This is a genomic window from Paraburkholderia sp. JPY465 (assembly GCF_050436725.1).
GTDB lineage: Bacteria > Pseudomonadota > Gammaproteobacteria > Burkholderiales > Burkholderiaceae > Paraburkholderia > Paraburkholderia youngii.
In genome coordinates, this window is record NZ_JBNDMT010000003.1 from 1591341 (window position 1) to 1609562 (window position 18222).

An 18222-nucleotide genomic window follows, 5' to 3' on the forward strand; every position below is an offset into this window, starting at 1 on the left:
GGTAACGACCATGGAACTCGGGCTCAAAAATAAGGTGGTGCTCATCACCGGCGGCAGCAAAGGCATCGGTTTCGCCTGCGCGCGGGCCTTCGCACAGGAAGGCGCGAAGGTCGCGATCGTGTCGCGCGACCCCGCCAACCTCGCGCGCGCTTACGAACAGCTGAAACAGGAAGGATTCCACGTGCATCGCACGCGTGCCGACCTGCACGAGCCGCACAGTGCCGCCGATATCGTCGAGGAAGTCAGCGCCGCGGTAGGCCCGATCGACGTGCTGATCAATAGCGCCGGCGCCGCGCGCCGGTACGACCCCGAGACGCTCGATGCCGACGCATTTCGGGCGACGATGGAGGCGAAGTATTTCCCGTATATCTATCCGCAGCAGGAGGTGCTGCGCCGTATGGCCGAGCGCGCGAAGGCCAACGGCGGTGCCGAGCCGGGCACGATCGTCAATATCATCGGCATGGGCGGCAAGATCGCGAGCGACATCCATATCGCAGGCGGCGCGGCCAACGCGGCGCTGATGCTCGCGACCGTCGGCCTCGCGCACTACTACGCGCGCTATGGCATCCGCATCAACGCGATCAATCCGGGTGCGACGCTGACCGAGCGCGTCGAGGAAGCGGTTCGGCTGGAGGCGGCGCAACAAGGCATCGGCAACGACGAAGCGCTCGCGCGCGGCCAGGCCAGGACGCCGCTCGGCCGCTACGCAAAGCCGGAGGAAATCGCCGACGTGGCGCTGTTCCTCGCGAGTCGCCGTGCAAGCTATGTGACGGGCGCGATCATCCCGATGGACGGCGCAAACGCACCGCTGATCTGAACGGAAAGAGCGACGCGACGGCCTTCAGGACGGCGCAGTCGCGCGTTCAATCGAACTATGCAGGGAAACCGGTGCGATGCAACGGGCGGCATGAAGCCGAAGCCCGCGCGTGCGGTTCAGCCAGAGTCGGCCGATCGAGCAGCGCAGGCCTGCATCGCACGGTGATTACAGGAAGTGGTGGCCCAGCCACCAGGCTCCGCCGGACAGCAGCGCGGATGCCGGAATCGTCAGAATCCACGCCCACACGATGTTACCGGCCACGCCCCAGCGCACCGCGCTCAACTTTTGCGTCGCGCCGACCCCGACGATCGCGCCGGTGATCGTATGGGTGGTGGAGACGGGAATGCCGAGCGCCGACGCGGTGAACAGGGTAAGCGCTCCGCCCGCCTCCGCACAGAAGCCGCCGACCGGCTTCAGCTTCGTGATTTTCTGTCCCATCGTGCGGACGATGCGCCAGCCGCCGAACAGCGTGCCGAGACCCATCGACAGATAGCAGCCGCCGATCACCCACAGCGGCGGCGCATCCGCCTTCATCGACGCAAACCCGGTTGCGATCAGCAGCATCCAGATGACGCCGATTGTCTTCTGCGCGTCGTTGCCGCCATGACCGAGGCTGTACAAGCCGGCGGAGAGCAGTTGCAGGCGGCGGAAGCGCCTGTCGACCTTGCTCGGCGGCGTGCGGAAGTACAGCCACGACACCAGCAGCATGAAAAACGAACCGAGCACGAAGCCGAGCAGCGGCGAAATGAAGATGAACGCGACGGTCTTCATCAGGCCGTCCCAGTTCAGCGATCCCCAGCCCGACTTGGCGAGCGCCGCGCCGACGAGGCCGCCGATCAGCGCGTGCGATGAGCTGGACGGAATGCCGTAGACCCAGGTAATCACGTTCCACGCGATCGCGCCGACCAGCGCGCCGAAGATCACGTAATGATCGACGATGTCCGGATCGATCGTGCCCCTGCCGACGGTTGCGGCCACCTTCAGGTGAAACACGAAATACGCGATGACGTTGAACGCCGCCGCGAACGCCACCGCCTGCTGCGGCTTCAGCACGCCGGTCGATACGACCGTGGCGATCGAATTCGCCGCGTCGTGAAAGCCGTTCATGAAGTCGAACACCAGCGCAATGGCAACCAGGCCGGTTACGACCCAGATAGCGAGTTGTATCGATTGCATTATGCGTTTTCCAGCACGATGCCTTCGATGATGTTCGCCACATCCTCACACTTGTCCGTGATCGTTTCGAGCAGCTCGTAGATCGCCTTCAGCTTGATCAGGACCTTGACGTCGTCTTCCTCGCGGAACAGCTTCGACATCGCCGCGCGCAGCACGCGGTCGGCTTCCGATTCGAGCCGGTCGATTTCCTCGCAGGCCTTCAGGATCTGGCGCGCCTGCTTCATGTCCGACAGCAGGCTGACCGCGAACTGCACGCGCTCGCAGGTCGCCGTGCAGATATGCGCGAGCTGGCTCGCCTCCGACGTGACCGCTTGCACGTCGTACAGCGAGATCGCGGTGGCGACGTCCTCCATCAGGTCGAGGATGTCGTCCATCGTCGTGATCAGCTTGTGGATCTCGTCACGGTCGAGCGGCGTGATGAAAGTCTTGTGCAGCAGGTCGATGGCTTCGTGCGTGAGCTTGTCGGCCGCTTTCTCGGCCTTTTGCACGTTTTGCTTGTGGATTTCGGCGTCCTGCAGATTGTCGATCAGGAGCTCGAGTTCGCGGCTCGCCGAGATGATGCACGTTGCGTGCGAATTGAAGATTTCAAAGAACTTGCCCTCGGTGGGCATGAATCGACCGAACATTGGGATCCTGGAAATGGGTCACGTAATGGCTGACATAAAACCGCCATATTGTACCGTTCCGCCATCATTGCCGCACTCGCAACAGCGCCGTTACAACAGCCCACGGCGCTTCGCGTCACTCGCCGCCGTAGAAGTTCTGCGCACCTGCAAAATTGTCGAACTTCGTGTATTGACCATGGAACGTGAGCCGAACGGGGCCGATCGGACCATTCCGCTGCTTGCCGATGATGATCTCCGCCGTGCCCTTGTCGGGGCTGTCCGGGTTGTACACTTCGTCGCGGTAGATGAACAGGATCACGTCGGCGTCCTGTTCGATAGCGCCCGATTCGCGCAGGTCCGACATGATCGGCCGCTTGTTTGGCCGCTGCTCGAGGCCGCGGTTCAGCTGCGACAATGCGATCACCGGCACGTCGAGCTCCTTCGCGAGGCTCTTCAGCGAACGCGAGATTTCCGAGATTTCGGTCGCGCGGTTTTCGCCCGCCGACGAGCCGCTCATCAGCTGCAGATAGTCGATGATGATCAGCCCGAGCTTGCCGCACTGGCGCGACAGCCGGCGCGCGCGCGAGCGCAGTTCCATTGGGTTCAGACCGCCGGTTTCGTCGATGAAAATTTGCGCCTCGCTCATTTTCTGCACCGCGTGCGTGAGCTTCGGCCAATCCTCGTCGGTCAGACGTCCGGTACGCATGCGATGCTGATCGAGCCTGCCGACCGAGCCGAGCATACGCATCGTGAGCTGCGTGCCCGGCATTTCCATCGAGAACACCGCGACCGGCAGTCCGTACTCGACCGCGACGTACTCGCCGATGTTCATCGAAAACGCCGTCTTACCCATCGACGGACGGCCCGCGACGATGATCAACTCGCCGCCGTGCATGCCTGAGGTCATGCGGTCCAGATCGACGAAGCCGGTTGGCGTACCGGTCACGTCGCTCGGATTGGCGGTGTGATAGAGCGTGTCGATCCGTTCGACCACTTCGGTCAGCAGCGGCCCGATCTCGAGGAAGCCCTGGGTGCCGCGCGCGCCGTCTTCGGCGATCGAGAACACCTTCGATTCCGCTTCGTCCAGCAATTGCCGGACTTCCTTGCCTTGCGGGTTGAACGCGTCGGCGGAGATTTCATCGGCGACCGACACGAGCCGGCGCAGCACCGCGCGGTCGCGCACGATTTCCGCGTAGCGGCGGATATTGGCGGCGCTCGGCGTGTTCTGCGCGAGCGCGTTCAGGTAAGCGAGGCCGCCGACCTCTTCCGCCTTGCCCGAGGTGCCGAGCGCTTCGTAGACGGTGACCACGTCGGCCGGACGCGTGGCCGCGATCAGCTTGCCGATGTGCTCGAAGATGATGCGGTGGTCGTAACGGTAGAAGTCGCTCTGCGCGAGGAAGTCCGCGATGCGGTCCCACGCCGCGTTGTCGAGCAGCAGGCCGCCCAGCACCGATTGCTCGGCTTCGATCGAATGCGGGGGGACTTTCAGCGACTCGAGTTGGGGATCTTTGGACGGTGCGTTCATGGGGAGGAATTATCGGGCAATCCGACGACGGCTGCGAGCGGAAAAAACGCCAACTCGGGGGATACACGACGATAGTCGGGCACAAAAAAAGCAGGGGCCGGTTACCCGGCCCCTGCCCTTCATCAGCGAAGTGCTGGCTGATCCTGCGTGATGCTCAGCGCTCGACTTAGACGTGCTCGCCGATCACAGCCACCGTCACATCGACGAGAACGTCGGTGTGCAGCGAAACCTGAACCGGGTGCTCGCCAACCATCTTCAGCGGGCCTTCCGGCAGACGCACTTGCGCCTTTTCAACTGCGAAGCCTTGCTTGCCCAGTGCTTCGGCGATGTCGGCGTTCGTCACCGAACCGAACAGACGGCCGTCGACGCCAGCCTTTTGATTGATCTGAACGGTTTGGCCTGCCAGCTTTTCGCCTTGAGCCTGAGCGGCTGCCAGCTTTTCAGCGGCGACCTTTTCGAGTTCTGCGCGGCGCACTTCGAATTCAGCCAGGGCTTCCTTCGTTGCACGGCGAGCTTGCTTGTTCGGGATCAGGAAATTACGTGCGTAACCGTCCTTGACCTTCACGATGTCGCCCAGGTTACCCAGATTGACGACTTTTTCCAGAAGAATGATTTGCATTCGGATGCTCCTTATCGCGTCGTCGGGTTAGGCCTTGTGCTGGTCGGTGTACGGCATCAGCGCGAGGAAACGCGCGCGCTTGATAGCCGTGTCCAGCTGGCGTTGATAGTGCGCCTTGGTACCCGTGAGACGTGCCGGCGTGATCTTGCCGTTCTCGCCAATGAAGTCCTTCAGCGTTTCGATGTCTTTGTAGTCGATGTACTCGACGCCAGCGGCCGTGAAACGGCAGAACTTCTTGCGCTTGAAGAGCGGGTTCTGTTGCTGACGACGCTTGTCAAATTTCTTACCAGTCGGGCGGGGCATGATTAGTCCTTTCCAATGTCCTGCAATGCTGTGATGTGAAATACCAGAGTTCGCGCGTTACGGTGCTTTTTAGCCAGAAAACCTGTGAAGAGCGTTTCGACGCCCATCTGACAGTTTTCGAGCTTACCGCTCGCTTCGCCCGCGGCGACCGCCTGCATGGTTAGTTCGACCTGACGGGCAATGCCCGCCTCGACGACTTCCGTGCGGTGGTGCAACGTGCAGCTCGCAATCGGAACGCCGGCGGGGGTGTACCGCACCGCTTCGCGTTCGACGACGCTCGCCGTAAGTTGCAGCCGGTTCATGTACTTGAGATGCCTTCGTGTACGTGAGCGGAGCGACGCTGCGTGTCTGGTAGCTTAAATAGTGTGTCTTAAGCCTGCGCTTCGGTCGGCTGAGCGGCTGCCGACTTCTTGGCTTCTTCGCGCTGCACTTCCTTCATCATCGGCGACGGGCCGGTTTCGGCCTTTTTCATCTTGACGATCAGGTGACGCAGAACGGCGTCGTTGAACTTGAACGCGTGTTCCAGCTCGTCGAGCGTGGTCTGGTCGCATTCGATGTTCATGCAGACGTAGTGAGCCTTCGCGAGTTTCTCGATCATGTAGGCCAGTTGGCGACGGCCCCAGTCTTCGACGCGGTGAATCTGACCACCGTGCGACGTGATCGTGCTCTTGTAACGCTCGATCATGGCGGGCACTTGCTCGCTTTGATCGGGATGCACGATAAAGACGATTTCGTAATGACGCATTACACACTCCTTGTGCTGACTTTTGGATAGAAGCCGCCCGGGCGTCGGAACCGGTGCGGCAAGTGAGAAGCCCAAAAGTGTAACCCGAATGGTGAGGGGTTGCAAGGCATTCCGCCGATTCGGTCATGGAATCGAATGTGTTTTCAAGAGCTTAGGGGTTACAGAACCGGGGAATCGGGTCGCGGCAGCGGCTCAACCCGCTTCCGTGCGTTGGCTGCCGCTCTGCAACCGCGCTCTGAGCGCCGCTTCGAAGCCCGTGAGCGCATCGGGCGCGGCGTCCGTGATCGCCCACCAGGTCATGCCCGCCGCGTCCCAGTGTGCGATCGAATAGCCGTCGTGACCAAGCGACGCCGGCGCCGCGCCCCCCGCCGTGGACTGCGGAAACACGTACACGTCGATCACGTGCTTGCCGTAGCGGTACACGAGCACCGCGACCCGCTGATGCGCGAGGTAGTCGAGCCGGCCACCCTGAAGCGCGAAGCCGGCCGCCGCGAGGTCCTCGACCGGCGGCGAATAGTCGAGTCGGCCGTTGAACCATGGCTTCACCGTGTGACGGTCTGTCGAAATCACGTCGATGTCGCGGCCGGAGACCTGCGCGCGCACGTGGCTTTCGACGAGTTCGTCGGTGAACGGCGAGAATTCGGCCGGACGGTGCAGTGTCAGCGTCAGGACCGCGGCGGCTGCGCACAACGCGATCACCAGTGCCACAAGACCGCCGCGCGCGGCCGCGCGGTTTGCCCCGCCCGCGCCGAGCGGGCCGCCGAAGCCCCCGAGCCAGCCGTCGAGCCACACGGACCACCTCGCCGCGCGACGCTGACGCCGAGGTTGCTGCGTCGCCGGCTGCGTCATCCCGGCGGCGGACTGCTTCGGCACATCGTCAGGCGCACCCGTCGCGGCCAAAACCACGCCCCCTTCGTCGACGACGCCGGGCAAACCCGCCACGATCCGCGCCCGCAACGACTGCGGCGCCCGATGATACGGCGCCGCGCGCAGCGCGCCACTCAACGCACGCACGTTGTCGCTCGCGCGCCGGCAATCGTCGCAGCTCTCGATATGCTGCTGGACGCGGCGCGCATCGGGCGCCGGCAATTCGTGATCGGCATTCGCATCGAGGAGCGGCCGAGCTTCGTTACAGTCCATCCGGCGTCTCCTGAGCGGGGTCGGCGGCAGCGCCGGGAATGTTGAGGGGCCGGCCGTCGGCAAACGCCCGGAGCTGTGTCACTGTTGCGGTGGCGGGCATACCCGCCGACGAGCCCGGGCGACCGTCGCCTGAACTTCTGGCCGGCTGGGCGCAAGGTGCAGGGGCCGCGGTGGCCGCAGACCGTGCGAGTCGCCCGGACTGCGCGTCCCGATCCGGCGGCCCCTCCTGCCGGCTGCCCTGCCCGCCTTTACGCGCCTTGCCGACTGGCTCCCCTCCGCCTCGCTGCTGCGCCATCAACACCTCCGCCAGCTTGCGCCGCCCACGCGCGAGCCGCGACATCACCGTACCGATCGGCACGCCGGCCACCACCGCGATCTCCCGATATCCCATCTCTTCGAGCTCACGCAAGATCAGCACCTCACGATACTCGACCGGCAAAAGCGCCAGCGCATCGTGCACCAGTCGCACATCCTCGTCGCGGATCAGCAGCGTCTGCGGATCGTCACCGCCTGCGCTCCAGCCGTCGAGGGTCGCGTCGTCCATCGTTTCGTCGAATTCGAGCATGTCGTGCGACGGCGCGCGCCGCCGCCATTCCGTGTACCAGGTGCGGCGCACGATCGCGAGCAGCCACGGCCGCGCGGAGTCGCCGCGAAACGTATCGAAGAAGCGGAACGCGCGCATGAACGCTTCCTGCACGACGTCCTCGGCATCGTTCGGATTGCCGCACAGCCAGCGCGCAAGGTTGTACGCGGCGTCGAGATGCGGCAACGCCAGCTGCTGGAAGCGGCGGCTTTTCGCTGCATCGGCGTCGGCATCGGCGTCGGCGCCGGTGCCGGCATCTGGCTCGCCGCGCGCGTGGGCGGCGTCTGAGTCGGTCTGGACCACGTGGGTCCCTCCAAGGGCATGGCGGCTGCGTCGTGCGGGTCGCTGCTGTCGAGCGCCCCGCGTGGTGTCGTTGCTGTCTTTCACAGCAGAACTGGCCATAGACCCAGTTTATTCCCGAGTTCCGCCAGCAATCCCAAAAAGTTCGGGCTCGCCCGCGCGCCTCTCGCCAACTCTCTCGCCAACCAATACGCCCGCTAGTACGACGGCCGGTTCCAGTAGTCGTCGCTGGCGTACACGTCTTTCAGATAGTCGATGAAATAGCGCACCCGCGCCGGCACGTAGCGCTGCTGCGGATAGACCGCGAGGATGTCGTAATCGGGCAGCGCATACTCGTCGAGCACGGTTTCGAGCTCGCCGCGCGCGAGCTGCTGCTGGATTTCCCATGTCGAGCGCCAGCCGAGTCCGAGCCCTTCCGAAACCCAGCGATGCAGCAGTTCGCCATCGTTGCAGTCGAGCGAGCCGCCCACCCGCACCGTCGCGAGCTTGCCGTTGCGGCGGAAGTACCAGCCGCGGTTCTGCCCGCCTTGCAGATTGAATGCGAGGCAGTTGTGGGCCGGCAGATCCTCGAGCGTCCTCGGCTTGCCGTGAAGGCGGAAATACTCGGGCGTACCGCACACCACGCGCCGGTTCGACGCGAGCTTCACCGCGACGAAGTTCGGATCGACCGTGCCGCCGATGCGAATCGACAGGTCGTAGCCCTCGCGCACCAGATCGACGACCCGGTCGGTCAGATTGAACGACATCTGCAACCCGGGCTTGTCGCGCAGAAATGCGGGCGCGAGCGGCGCGACGTGCTTGCGGCCGAACGCGGCCGGCGCCGACACGATCAGATGGCCATTCACCGCGCGGCGCCCCGCGCTCAGTTCGTTTTCCGCCTGATCCCACTCGCTGAGGAGCCCGCGGCAGCGTTCGAGAAAGGCCGCGCCGTCCTCGCTGACCACCAGCCGCCGCGTCGTGCGATACATCAGCTTCACGCCGAGGCGCTTCTCCAGCGCGTCGATGCGCCGCCCGAGAATCACCGGCGAAACGCCCTCCTCCAGCGCCGCCGCCGCGAGACTGCCCGCATCGGCAACCCGCACGAAGGTTTCGATCTGTTTGAAGCGGTCCATGCTCGTCTCCCACCTGTCTCTTGCCGGGCTGATGATGCCGGCCGTGCGCCGGGCGCCACGCCATTCCATACTTTTTGTTTCGGAATAAGCGACCCGGACTGATCTTATCAAACCTTTGGCGCAGGCCTACAGTGTCCCTCAACCGACGTAATTACCGACATTGAGGAGACATCCATGGCCAAGATGAGAGCCGTCGACGCCGCCGTTCTGGTGCTCGAAAAAGAAGGCATCGATACCGCGTTCGGCGTGCCGGGCGCCGCGATCAACCCGTTCTACTCGGCGATGCGCAAAGCCGGCGGCATCAGCCACGTGCTCGCGCGTCACGTCGAGGGCGCATCGCACATGGCCGAGGGCTATACGCGTGCGCAGCCGGGCAACATCGGCGTATGCATTGGCACGTCGGGCCCTGCCGGTACCGACATGATCACCGGTTTGTACTCCGCCCAGGCTGACTCGATCCCTATTCTGGCTATCACGGGTCAAGCGCCGCGCGCGCGTTTGTACAAGGAAGACTTCCAGGCCGTCGATATCGAAGCGATCGCGAAGCCCGTCACCAAGTGGGCCGTGACCGTGCGCGAGCCGGCGCTGGTGCCGCGCGTGTTCCAGCAGGCGTTCCATCTGATGCGCTCGGGCCGTCCGGGTCCGGTGCTGGTCGACTTGCCGATCGACGTGCAGCTGGCCGAAATCGAATTCGATATCGACACGTACGAACCGCTGCCGGTCTACAAGCCGAAGGCAACCCGCAAGCAGATCGAAGCGGCGCTCACGCTGCTCAACGATGCCGACAAGCCGCTGATCGTCTCGGGCGGCGGCGTATTGAACGCGGTCGCCGAAAACCTGCTCGTGAAGTTCGCCGAAACGGTCGGCGTGCCGGTGATCCCGACACTGATGTCGTGGGGCGCGATTCCCGACGACCATCCGCTGATGGCCGGCATGGTCGGTCTGCAGACCTCGCACCGCTACGGCAACGCGACGATGCTCGCATCCGACTTCGTGCTCGGCATCGGCAACCGCTGGGCCAACCGTCACACCGGCAGCGTCGATGTGTACACGAAGGGCCGCAAGTTCGTGCACGTCGATATCGAACCGACGCAGATCGGCCGCGTGTTCGGTCCGGATCTCGGCATCGTGTCGGACGCGAAGGCCGCGCTCGAACTGTTCGTCGAAGTCGCCGGCGAATGGAAGGCCGCGGGCAAGTTGAAGGATCGCAGCGCATGGGTCGCCGATTGCCAGCAACGCAAGCGCACGATGCTGCGCAAGACGCACTTCGACAACGTGCCGATGAAGCCGCAGCGCGTGTATGAAGAGATGAACCAGGTGTTCGGCCGCGACACCTGCTACGTGAGCACGATCGGCTTGTCGCAGATCGCCGCCGCGCAATTCCTGCACGTGTACAAGGCGCGCAACTGGATCAACTGCGGCCAGGCCGGCCCGCTCGGCTGGACGATTCCAGCGGCGCTCGGCGTGCGCGCGGCCGACCCGCAACGGCCGATCGTCGCGTTGTCGGGCGACTACGACTTCCAGTTCATGATCGAGGAGCTCGCGGCCGGCGCGCAATTCAAGCTGCCGTACGTGCATGTCGTCGTGAACAACTCGTACCTCGGGCTGATCCGCCAGGCGCAGCGCGCGTTCGAAATGGACTACTGCGTGCAGCTCGGCTTCGAGAACATCAACTCGCCGGAGACCAACGGCTATGGCGTCGATCACGTCGCGGTCGCCGAAGGTCTCGGTTGCAAGGCGATTCGCGTGTTCAAGCCCGAAGAGCTGAAGCCGGCGCTGCAAAAAGCGCAGTCGATGCTCGCCGAGTTCAACGTGCCGGTGATCGTCGAAGTGATTCTCGAACGTGTGACCAACATCTCGATGGGCACCGAGATCGACGCGATCAACGAGTTCGAGGAACTCGCCGAGAAGCGCGAGGACGCGCCGACGGCGATCAGCCTGCTCGACTGAGCGTCGCGGGTTCGCAGTACCCGCAGCATTCAGCGCGCACGATGCGCGAGGGCCGAGCTCATGCTCCGCGCCCTCGCCTCATCATGCCCAGCGCGCCATTCCCTGACCGACCTGAGAGACAAAAGCACCATGCCGAAATTCGCAGCGAACCTGACGATGCTGTTCAACGAAGTGCCGTTCCTCGACCGTTTCGCGGCAGCAGCCAATGCCGGCTTCCATGCCGTCGAATTCCTGTTCCCGTATCCGTATTCGATCGCCGAATTGAGCGAACGTCTGCAGCAGAACCGCCTGAAGCTGGTGCTGCACAACCTGCCGGCGGGCAACTGGGAAGCCGGTGAACGCGGCCTCGCGTGTCTGCCGGATCGGGTCGCGGAGTTCCAGGAAGGCGTCGGCCGCGCGATCGAATACGCAAGCGCGTTGAAGGTGCCGCAACTGAACTGCCTCGTCGGCATTCCGGGTGTGAACGTGTCTGCCGACACCACCCGCGCGACGATCGTCGAGAACCTGCGCTTTGCCGCGCGCGAGTTGAAGAAGGCCGGCATCCGGCTGCTCGTCGAGCCGTGCAACTCGTACGACATTCCGGGCTTCGCGCTGAACCGCTCGCGCGACGGACTCGACGTGATTCGCGAAGTCGGCTCGGACAATCTGTTCCTGCAATACGACATCTATCACATGCAACGGATGGAAGGCGAACTCGCGGCGACGATCGAAAAGAACCTCGCGCAGATCGCGCATATCCAGCTTGCGGACAACCCCGGACGGCATGAACCGGGCACCGGCGAGATCAACTATCCGTATCTGTTCGCGCTGCTCGACTCGCTCGGCTACGACGGCTACGTCGGTTGCGAATACAAGCCGCGCACGACGACCGAAGCCGGCCTCGGCTGGGTGCAAAGCGTCGCTGGTCAGGCACGCGGCGCGGCACATGCGGCGGCTTGAGACGCGTCAGGCTCAACGCACGCCCCCTATAACCCTGGAGATTCACACACATGGCAAAGATCGGCTTCATCGGGCTCGGCATCATGGGCGCGCACATGGCGCGCAACCTCATCAAAGGCGGTCACACGCTGTTCGTGAACGGCGCCTATCCGGTCCCGGACGACATCGCGAAAAGCGCGAGTGTGGTCGCCAGTTCGACCGCCGTCGCACAGGCCGCCGACATCGTCATCATCATGGTTCCGGACACACCGGACGTCGCCAACGTGTTGTTCGCTGATGACGGCGTCGCCGCTGGCCTCACCAAAGGCAAACTCGTGATCGACATGAGCTCGATCTCGCCGCTCGACACCCAGGCGTTCGCGAAGAAGATCAACGCGCTCGGCGTCGACTATCTCGATGCGCCGGTGTCCGGCGGCGAAATTGGCGCGCGCGACGCGACGCTGACGATCATGGTCGGCGGTCCCGAGAAAGCCTTTGCTTTAGCCAAGCCGCTGTTCGAACTGATGGGCAAGAACATCTCGCTGATCGGCGAGAACGGCGCGGGTCAGACCTGCAAGGTCGCCAACCAGATCATCGTCGCGCTGAACATCGAAGCGGTCGCGGAAGCGCTGCTGTTCGCGTCGCGCTCGGGCGCCGACCCGGAGCGCGTGCGCCGCGCGTTGATGGGCGGCTTCGCGTCGTCGCGAATTCTCGAAGTGCATGGCGAGCGCATGACAAAGCGCACGTTCAATCCGGGCTTTCGCATCGAGCTGCATCAGAAGGACCTGAATCTCGCGCTCGATGGCGCGCGCAAGCTTGGCATCGCGCTGCCGCATACCGCGAGCGCGCAGCAGTTGTTCAGCGTGTGCGCGGCAAACGGCGGCAAGGCGTGGGATCACTCGGCGATGGTGCGCGCGCTCGAAATCATGGCGAATCATGAGGTCGCGCAAACGCCGGATAGCAAGGAAGCGAAGGCGGCCTGAGGTCTCCCTTCGTGGTCCCTGTGTGGTTGAGCTCGTCGTTGATTGCGCTGATAGCCGCTTCGGCATCCGCGCGGTGATGATGAGCACAGGTGGGGCGCCCGTTCGTCGCCCGGCGGCTTCGGCCGCAGGCGCAGCGAAACGGGCAAATCGCGCCGCTCTGGGCTGAGAGCGGCAAGTGGGGTCCGCAGCGGCACCCGGCGACGCCGAGGAAGCCTTGGTCGGTCAGACGTCGTCGTCGGGTGTCCGGCTGTCGGATTCGTCAATCAGTATGTATCGAACACCTTTTGCAACGCAGCCGGCGCCGTATGGCCCGCTGCGAGCGCCAGCATCAACAGCACGCGCGCCTTGTACGGATTCAGCGTACCCGCGCTGACGAAGCCGAGCGCTTCGTCGGCTGCCGCGCCATTGCGCATCACATGTCCCGAGCCCACACGCGACGAGCGCACCACCGCGATACCGCGCGACACCGCGTCGGCGAGCGCCTGCTGCAACGCCTGATGGATCGAGCCATTGCCCGTGCCCGCGATGACGAGGCCGCGCACGCCCGCGGCGATGAGCGCATCGACGGCAATGCGCGACACGCCCGCATAGCTCGCGACGATCTCTACGTGCGGCCACGCCGTATCGATCGCGAACTCGCTCGCAAGCGTATGCGCGCGCACCACACTGCGTTGAAACTCGACGCGCCCATCCTGCACCCAGCCAAGCGCACCGATTTCCGGCGACTGGAATGCGTCGAGCGCATAGGTGCTCGTCTTCACGACGTCGCGCGCGCAATGGATGCGATTGTTGAACGCGACCAGCACGCCCTGCCCGCACGAAGCCGCATGCGCCGCGACTGTCACCGCGTTCAGCAGATTCAACGGACCATCGGCCGATAGCGCCGACGCCGGCCGCATCGCCGCGGTCAGCACGACGGGCTTGTCCGACTTGACGGTCAGGTGCAACAGGTAGGCGGTTTCTTCGAGCGTGTCGGTGCCGTGCGTGACGACCACGCCGTCGACGTCGTCGCTCGCGAGCAGCGCGTTGATACGTTGCGCGAGCGTGGTCCACAGCGGCAGCGCCATGTCCTTGCTATCGACGCTGGCGATCTGCTCCGGCGCGACGCGCGCGACCGTCGACAGCGCCGGCACCGCCGCGAGCAACTGATCGACGCCGACGACGCCCGCCTGATAGCCGGACGTGTTGGCGGCATCCGGTGCCGCGCCGGCGATCGTGCCGCCGGTCGCGAGCACGGCGATGCGCGGCAACAAGGAAGCGGAGCCCGGCGTGCTCGGAGGAGTCGGGAGAGAGGATGTCGAGGTAGTCATGGCGGCGATTGTAAGCGATGCGCCGCGCGCCGCCATGCGTGAAATCGCGAGGCTTAAGCGGCCTCGCGCAACTGCGCCGCGATATCGGTCTCGCTCAGCTGCGGCGCGAACATTTCGATCAGCCGATACGCGTACGCGCGCAGGAACGCGCCCTTGCGCAAACCGACGCGCGTCGTGCTCGCCTCGAACAGATGCTGCGTATCGAGCGCGACGAGTTCGGTGTCGCGCTTCGGATCGTAGGCCATCGCCGCGACCACGCCAATGCCCATGCCGAGCTCGACGTAGGTCTTGATCACGTCGGCGTCGATCGCGGTCAGCACGACGTCGGGCAACGCGCCTGCTTTCGCGAACGCCTGGTCGATATGCGAGCGGCCCGTGAAGTCCTGGTCGTACGTGACGATCGGGAATTCGGCGATCTCGTCGAGCGTCAGGTTTTCGCGGCCGACCAGCGGATGATCCTTCGGCACCACCACCACGTGATGCCACGAATAGCACGGGAACGTGACGATGTCGGGGAAGCGGTCGAGCGCCTCGGTCGAGATGCCGATATCGGCCTCGCCGTTGATGATCATCTGCGCGATCTGTTGCGGGCTGCCCTGGCGCAGCGCCAGATGCACCTTCGGGAACACCGACGTGAACTGCCGGACCACCTTCGGCAGCGCATAGCGCGCCTGCGTGTGGGTGGTCGCGACGACGAGATGGCCGCTGTCCTGATCCGCGTACTGACGCGCGACGCGGCGCAGATTCTCCGCATCGAGCAGCATCCGCTCGATCAACTGATGCACGGCCTTGCCCGGTTCAGTGAGGCCCGTGAGCCGCTTGCCGCGGCGAATGAAAATGTCGACGCCGAGCTCGTCCTCGAGGTCCTTGATCTGTTTCGACACGCCCGACTGCGACGTGTACAGCACGTTCGCCACTTCCGTCAGGTTCATGTTCTGCCGCACGGCCTCGCGCACGAAGCGCAATTGCTGGAAATTCATCGTTGTGTCTCCGGTTCTGCCAGAGTTGAGTTATTAGAGCTGTCAAATGCCAAAGGGAACCACTCGGTACGGCCGATACGTTTCACGCCTGCTTCGTGCGCCGCACGGCGGCGCTGCCGTCTCACTGCGCCGGAAACACCCGCAGCGCGCGCGGCACTGCGGTCACACCGTCGCCGACCGCGAGTTGCAGATCACGCCACGTTTCGCGATCGAGTTCGGCTTCGAGCAGATTGCCCTCGCGACCGGCGAGTTCGACGCGCACCGAGCCGCCGAGCGTCACCACGCGCCGCACGTCGACGACGATGCCGTTTCGATGCCCGGCTGCCTGCGGATACAGCTGCAGATCATGCGGCCGCACATAGGCGAACGCGGGACCGCTGAAACCCGCCGTGATCGCGACCGGCAGCGCGGCGCCATCGACGACGAAGCCTTGCGCATCGACGTTGCCGTGCAGACGGTTTGCCGCGCCGAGAAACTCATAGACGAACGGCGTCTGCGGATGGTCGTACACGTCCTGCGGGCTTCCCACCTGCTCGACATGCCCTCGATTGAGCACGACGATGCGATCGGCCACTTCGAGCGCTTCTTCCTGATCGTGCGTGACGAAGATCGTCGAGATATGCAGATCGTCATGCAAACGGCGCAGCCAGCTGCGCAGTTCCTTGCGCACCTTCGCGTCGAGCGCGCCGAACGGCTCGTCGAGCAGCAGTACCTTCGGCTCCACGGCCAACGCGCGCGCAAGCGCAATGCGTTGCCGCTGACCACCGGACAGCTCGGACGGATACCGTTGCGCAAGCCAATCGAGTTGCACGAGCTTCAGCAGTTCATGCACCTTCTCGCGAATCACCTTCTCCGACGGACGTTCCTTGCGCGGCTTTACGCGCAGGCCGAACGCGACGTTCTCGAACACCGTCATATGACGGAACAGCGCGTAATGCTGAAACACGAAGCCGACCTCACGCTCGCGCGCGCCGACCGCCGCGACGTCCTGGCCTTGCAGCTCGACCTGGCCGCCGTCCGCGTATTCGAGGCCCGCGATCACACGCAGCAAGGTCGTCTTGCCGCAACCCGACGGCCCGAGCAGCGCGACGAGTTCGCCTGGCGGGAAGTCGAGCGACACGTTGTCGAGCGCGACGAAATCGCCGAAGCGCTTTTGCAGGTTACGAACGGTGATACCCATTTACAGCTCTCCTTGCTTGAGCGGATGTCGCTGCGACGCAGGCGTGGCGTCGACGAAAAACGAATGAGAAGCGGACTGCGCGCTATTGGCCTGTGATGCACCGCCCGGCGCCGGTCCCGCATACGCGGGCACCTCACGCGCCGCCGACAGTTCCGCCGACATATGACGCTCGGCCAGCAGCTTGAGCCCCAGCGTGACCAGCGCCAGCAGCGCGAGCAGCGAGGCCACGGCGAACGCGGCCGAGAAGTTGTACTCGTTGTAGAGGATTTCGACGTGCAGCGGCATCGTGTCGGTCTGCCCGCGAATATGGCCGGACACCACCGACACCGCGCCGAACTCGCCCATCGCGCGCGCATTGCACAGAATCACGCCGTACAGCAGGCCCCACTTCACGTTCGGCAGCGTCACACGACGGAACGTCTGCCAGCCCGATGCGCCGAGCACGTGCGCGGCCTCTTCCTCGTCGTTGCCCTGCGCCTGCATCAGCGGGATCAGCTCGCGCGCGACGAACGGGAACGTGACGAAGATCGTCGCGAGCACGATGCCCGGCACCGCGAAGATGATCTGCACGTTGTGATCTGCGAGCCACGGGCCGAACCAGCCCTGCGCGCCGAACATCAGCACGTAGATCAGACCGGAGATCACCGGCGACACCGAAAACGGCAGGTCGATCAGCGTGGTCAGCAGCGCCTTGCCGCGGAATTCGAACTTCGCGATACACCACGACGCCGCGAGGCCGAACACGAGGTTCAGCGGCACCGCGATCGACGCGGTGAGCAGCGTCAGCTTGATCGCCGACAGCGCATCCGGGTCGGCGAGCGCTTCGAAGTAAAAACGCAGCCCCTTGTTCAGCGCCTGGTAGAACACCGCGGCGAGCGGCACGACCAGGAACAGCGCGAGAAACAACAGTGCGACGCCGATCAGCAGCCAGCGCACAACGGGCGGTTCGCTGACCGGATCGGGGCGGCGCGCACCGCTTGCCGGGTTGGTCGGACGGCGGCTCATTGCGCACCTCCACCGATTGCGGCGACGCTCGTGGCAGCTGGCGCGGGCCCCGCATTGCCGCGGCTCGTGCGGCGCTGCAGCCACCACTGCAGCGTGTTGATCAGCAGCAGCATCAGAAACGACACGACCAGCATCACGACCGCGAGCGCCGTCGCACCCGCATAGTCGTATTGCTCGAGCTTCGTGATGATCAGGAGCGACGTGATCTCCGACTTCATCGGCACATTACCGGCGATGAAGATCACCGAGCCGTATTCGCCGAGCGCGCGCGCGAAGGCGAGCGCGAAGCCGGTCAGCAGCGCCGGGAACACGGCCGGCAGCACGACGCGGCGAAACGTGAGCCAGCGCGACGCGCCGAGGCACGCGGCCGCCTCCTCCTGCTCGCGCTCGAACTCCTCGAGCACCGGCTGCACCGTGCGCACGACAAACGGCAGGCCGATGAACGTCAGCGCGACCAGCACGCCGACCGGCGTGAACGCGATCTTGATGCCGAGCGGCGCGAGGAACTGGCCGATCCAGCCGTTACCCGCATACACGGCCGCGAGCGAAATGCCCGCGACCGAGGTGGGCAGAGCGAACGGCAGATCGACGACCGCATCGACGATGCGCTTGAACGGAAACCTATAGCGCACCAGCACCCACGCGACGAGAAAGCCGAACACCGCGTTGATCAGCGCGCCGCCGAGCGCCGAGAAGAACGTCAGCCGATACGACGCGAGCACGCGCGGCGACGTGACCGCGCGCACGAACTGGTCCCAGTCGAGCGTCGCGGTTTTCAGAAAGGTCGCCGCCAATGGAATCAGCACCACGAGGCTCAAATAAGCCACCGTGATGCCGAGTGTCAGGCCAAAGCCGGGCAATGCGCTCGGCTTGCGGAAAGTCAACGTGGTCATGCTGGATACTCGTTCATGGTTGATGCTCGCGGTTGTTCGTTTTGCTGTGTTGCCGTACTGCGGTGTTGCCGCCCTGCT

General features: G+C 64.4%; 19 protein-coding genes. 4 read left to right on the top strand and 15 right to left on the bottom strand.

The genetic code is table 11. The features are described 5' to 3' along the window. Positions 1 to 10 precede the first annotated feature (10 nt). Positions 11 to 817, top strand: a complete 807-nt coding sequence (locus QFZ94_RS21890; protein ID WP_368582860.1) for an SDR family NAD(P)-dependent oxidoreductase — start codon at positions 11 to 13, stop codon at positions 815 to 817. 165 nt (positions 818 to 982) lie between these two features. On the opposite strand, the gene QFZ94_RS21895 is transcribed toward QFZ94_RS21890, so the two are convergent. The 10 genes from QFZ94_RS21895 to QFZ94_RS21940 form a co-directional block, all read right to left on the bottom strand. Next, positions 983 to 1993, bottom strand: a complete 1011-nt coding sequence (locus QFZ94_RS21895; protein WP_368582859.1) for an inorganic phosphate transporter — start codon at positions 1991 to 1993, stop codon at positions 983 to 985. Continuing rightward, positions 1993 to 2619 carry a DUF47 domain-containing protein gene (locus QFZ94_RS21900; protein WP_013089315.1) on the bottom strand — a complete coding sequence of 209 codons (627 nt, stop codon included), beginning with the start codon at positions 2617 to 2619 and terminating at the stop codon, positions 1993 to 1995. Before QFZ94_RS21900 ends, QFZ94_RS21895 begins: the two co-directional genes overlap by 1 nt. Positions 2620 to 2734: 115 nt before the next feature. Beyond that, positions 2735 to 4123: a replicative DNA helicase gene (locus QFZ94_RS21905; RefSeq protein WP_368582857.1), complete on the bottom strand. Its 1389-nt coding sequence runs from the start codon at positions 4121 to 4123 to the stop codon at positions 2735 to 2737. A 166-nt stretch (positions 4124 to 4289) separates the two neighbouring features. Continuing rightward, on the bottom strand, positions 4290 to 4742 hold the full coding sequence (rplI, locus tag QFZ94_RS21910) for a 50S ribosomal protein L9 (protein ID WP_013089313.1): 453 nt from the start codon (positions 4740 to 4742) through the stop codon (positions 4290 to 4292). A gap of 27 nt (positions 4743 to 4769) precedes the next feature. Next, a complete protein-coding gene (gene rpsR, locus QFZ94_RS21915; RefSeq protein WP_008922421.1) occupies positions 4770 to 5045 on the bottom strand; it encodes a 30S ribosomal protein S18 in 276 nt (91 codons plus the stop codon). 2 nt (positions 5046 to 5047) lie between these two features. Continuing rightward, a complete protein-coding gene (priB, locus tag QFZ94_RS21920) occupies positions 5048 to 5347 on the bottom strand; it encodes a primosomal replication protein N (RefSeq protein ID WP_176108684.1) in 300 nt (99 codons plus the stop codon). A 68-nt stretch (positions 5348 to 5415) separates the two neighbouring features. Further along, on the bottom strand, positions 5416 to 5790 hold the full coding sequence (gene rpsF, locus QFZ94_RS21925; RefSeq protein ID WP_013089311.1) for a 30S ribosomal protein S6: 375 nt from the start codon (positions 5788 to 5790) through the stop codon (positions 5416 to 5418). Positions 5791 to 5982: 192 nt separating this feature from the next. Beyond that, on the bottom strand, positions 5983 to 6930 hold the full coding sequence (locus QFZ94_RS21930; RefSeq protein ID WP_429459444.1) for an anti-sigma factor family protein: 948 nt from the start codon (positions 6928 to 6930) through the stop codon (positions 5983 to 5985). Then, complete coding sequence (locus QFZ94_RS21935) at positions 6920 to 7816, bottom strand: RNA polymerase sigma factor (protein ID WP_429459446.1); 897 nt, start codon at positions 7814 to 7816, stop codon at positions 6920 to 6922. Before QFZ94_RS21935 ends, QFZ94_RS21930 begins: the two co-directional genes overlap by 11 nt. A 194-nt stretch (positions 7817 to 8010) precedes the next feature. After that, positions 8011 to 8925, bottom strand: coding sequence for a substrate binding domain-containing protein (locus tag QFZ94_RS21940; RefSeq protein ID WP_368582854.1), 915 nt, complete (start codon positions 8923 to 8925; stop codon positions 8011 to 8013). 174 nt (positions 8926 to 9099) lie between these two features. Here QFZ94_RS21940 and gcl point away from each other — a divergent pair, with 174 nt between their 5' ends. The 3 genes from gcl (at position 9100) to QFZ94_RS21955 (ending at position 12776) form a co-directional block, all read left to right on the top strand. Continuing rightward, positions 9100 to 10875, top strand: a complete 1776-nt coding sequence (gcl, locus tag QFZ94_RS21945; RefSeq protein ID WP_429459448.1) for a glyoxylate carboligase — start codon at positions 9100 to 9102, stop codon at positions 10873 to 10875. A gap of 129 nt (positions 10876 to 11004) precedes the next feature. Beyond that, positions 11005 to 11814: a 2-oxo-tetronate isomerase gene (gene otnI, locus QFZ94_RS21950; RefSeq protein ID WP_429459450.1), complete on the top strand. Its 810-nt coding sequence runs from the start codon at positions 11005 to 11007 to the stop codon at positions 11812 to 11814. Between the two features lie 50 nt (positions 11815 to 11864). After that, a complete protein-coding gene (locus tag QFZ94_RS21955) occupies positions 11865 to 12776 on the top strand; it encodes a 2-hydroxy-3-oxopropionate reductase (RefSeq protein ID WP_429459452.1) in 912 nt (303 codons plus the stop codon). 263 nt (positions 12777 to 13039) lie between these two features. Here QFZ94_RS21955 and QFZ94_RS21960 read toward each other — a convergent pair whose 3' ends face one another. The 5 genes from QFZ94_RS21960 to cysT form a co-directional block, all read right to left on the bottom strand. After that, positions 13040 to 14086, bottom strand: coding sequence for an asparaginase (locus QFZ94_RS21960; RefSeq protein ID WP_429459454.1), 1047 nt, complete (start codon positions 14084 to 14086; stop codon positions 13040 to 13042). Between the two features lie 53 nt (positions 14087 to 14139). After that, entirely contained in the window at positions 14140 to 15066 is a 927-nt protein-coding gene (locus QFZ94_RS21965; RefSeq protein ID WP_013089301.1) for a CysB family HTH-type transcriptional regulator, read from the bottom strand. Positions 15067 to 15187: 121 nt separating this feature from the next. Continuing rightward, on the bottom strand, positions 15188 to 16246 hold the full coding sequence (locus tag QFZ94_RS21970; RefSeq protein WP_429459456.1) for a sulfate/molybdate ABC transporter ATP-binding protein: 1059 nt from the start codon (positions 16244 to 16246) through the stop codon (positions 15188 to 15190). Continuing rightward, positions 16247 to 17251 carry a sulfate ABC transporter permease subunit CysW gene (gene cysW / locus QFZ94_RS21975; RefSeq protein ID WP_368582848.1) on the bottom strand — a complete coding sequence of 335 codons (1005 nt, stop codon included), beginning with the start codon at positions 17249 to 17251 and terminating at the stop codon, positions 16247 to 16249. It abuts the gene before it with no gap. Further along, positions 17248 to 18144, bottom strand: a complete 897-nt coding sequence (gene cysT, locus QFZ94_RS21980) for a sulfate ABC transporter permease subunit CysT (protein WP_410849192.1) — start codon at positions 18142 to 18144, stop codon at positions 17248 to 17250. Before cysT ends, cysW begins: the two co-directional genes overlap by 4 nt. Between the last annotated feature and the right edge of the window lie 78 nt (positions 18145 to 18222).

Excerpts from the sequence above, each read along its gene's own strand:
- QFZ94_RS21890 (WP_368582860.1), top strand. The coding sequence starts at position 11 with ATGGAACTCGGGCTCAAAAATAAGGTGGTGCTCATCACCGGCGGCAGC.
- QFZ94_RS21895 (WP_368582859.1), bottom strand. The coding sequence starts at position 1,993 with ATGCAATCGATACAACTCGCTATCTGGGTCGTAACCGGCCTGGTTGCC.
- QFZ94_RS21900 (WP_013089315.1), bottom strand. The coding sequence starts at position 2,619 with ATGTTCGGTCGATTCATGCCCACCGAGGGCAAGTTCTTTGAAATCTTC.
- QFZ94_RS21905 (WP_368582857.1), bottom strand. The coding sequence starts at position 4,123 with ATGAACGCACCGTCCAAAGATCCCCAACTCGAGTCGCTGAAAGTCCCC.
- rplI (WP_013089313.1), bottom strand. The coding sequence starts at position 4,742 with ATGCAAATCATTCTTCTGGAAAAAGTCGTCAATCTGGGTAACCTGGGC.
- rpsR (WP_008922421.1), bottom strand. The coding sequence starts at position 5,045 with ATGCCCCGCCCGACTGGTAAGAAATTTGACAAGCGTCGTCAGCAACAG.
- priB (WP_176108684.1), bottom strand. The coding sequence starts at position 5,347 with ATGAACCGGCTGCAACTTACGGCGAGCGTCGTCGAACGCGAAGCGGTG.
- rpsF (WP_013089311.1), bottom strand. The coding sequence starts at position 5,790 with ATGCGTCATTACGAAATCGTCTTTATCGTGCATCCCGATCAAAGCGAG.
- QFZ94_RS21930 (WP_429459444.1), bottom strand. The coding sequence starts at position 6,930 with ATGGACTGTAACGAAGCTCGGCCGCTCCTCGATGCGAATGCCGATCAC.
- QFZ94_RS21940 (WP_368582854.1), bottom strand. The coding sequence starts at position 8,925 with ATGGACCGCTTCAAACAGATCGAAACCTTCGTGCGGGTTGCCGATGCG.
- gcl (WP_429459448.1), top strand. The coding sequence starts at position 9,100 with ATGGCCAAGATGAGAGCCGTCGACGCCGCCGTTCTGGTGCTCGAAAAA.
- otnI (WP_429459450.1), top strand. The coding sequence starts at position 11,005 with ATGCCGAAATTCGCAGCGAACCTGACGATGCTGTTCAACGAAGTGCCG.
- QFZ94_RS21955 (WP_429459452.1), top strand. The coding sequence starts at position 11,865 with ATGGCAAAGATCGGCTTCATCGGGCTCGGCATCATGGGCGCGCACATG.
- QFZ94_RS21960 (WP_429459454.1), bottom strand. The coding sequence starts at position 14,086 with ATGACTACCTCGACATCCTCTCTCCCGACTCCTCCGAGCACGCCGGGC.
- QFZ94_RS21965 (WP_013089301.1), bottom strand. The coding sequence starts at position 15,066 with ATGAATTTCCAGCAATTGCGCTTCGTGCGCGAGGCCGTGCGGCAGAAC.
- QFZ94_RS21970 (WP_429459456.1), bottom strand. The coding sequence starts at position 16,246 with ATGGGTATCACCGTTCGTAACCTGCAAAAGCGCTTCGGCGATTTCGTC.
- cysW (WP_368582848.1), bottom strand. The coding sequence starts at position 17,251 with ATGAGCCGCCGTCCGACCAACCCGGCAAGCGGTGCGCGCCGCCCCGAT.
- cysT (WP_410849192.1), bottom strand. The coding sequence starts at position 18,144 with ATGACCACGTTGACTTTCCGCAAGCCGAGCGCATTGCCCGGCTTTGGC.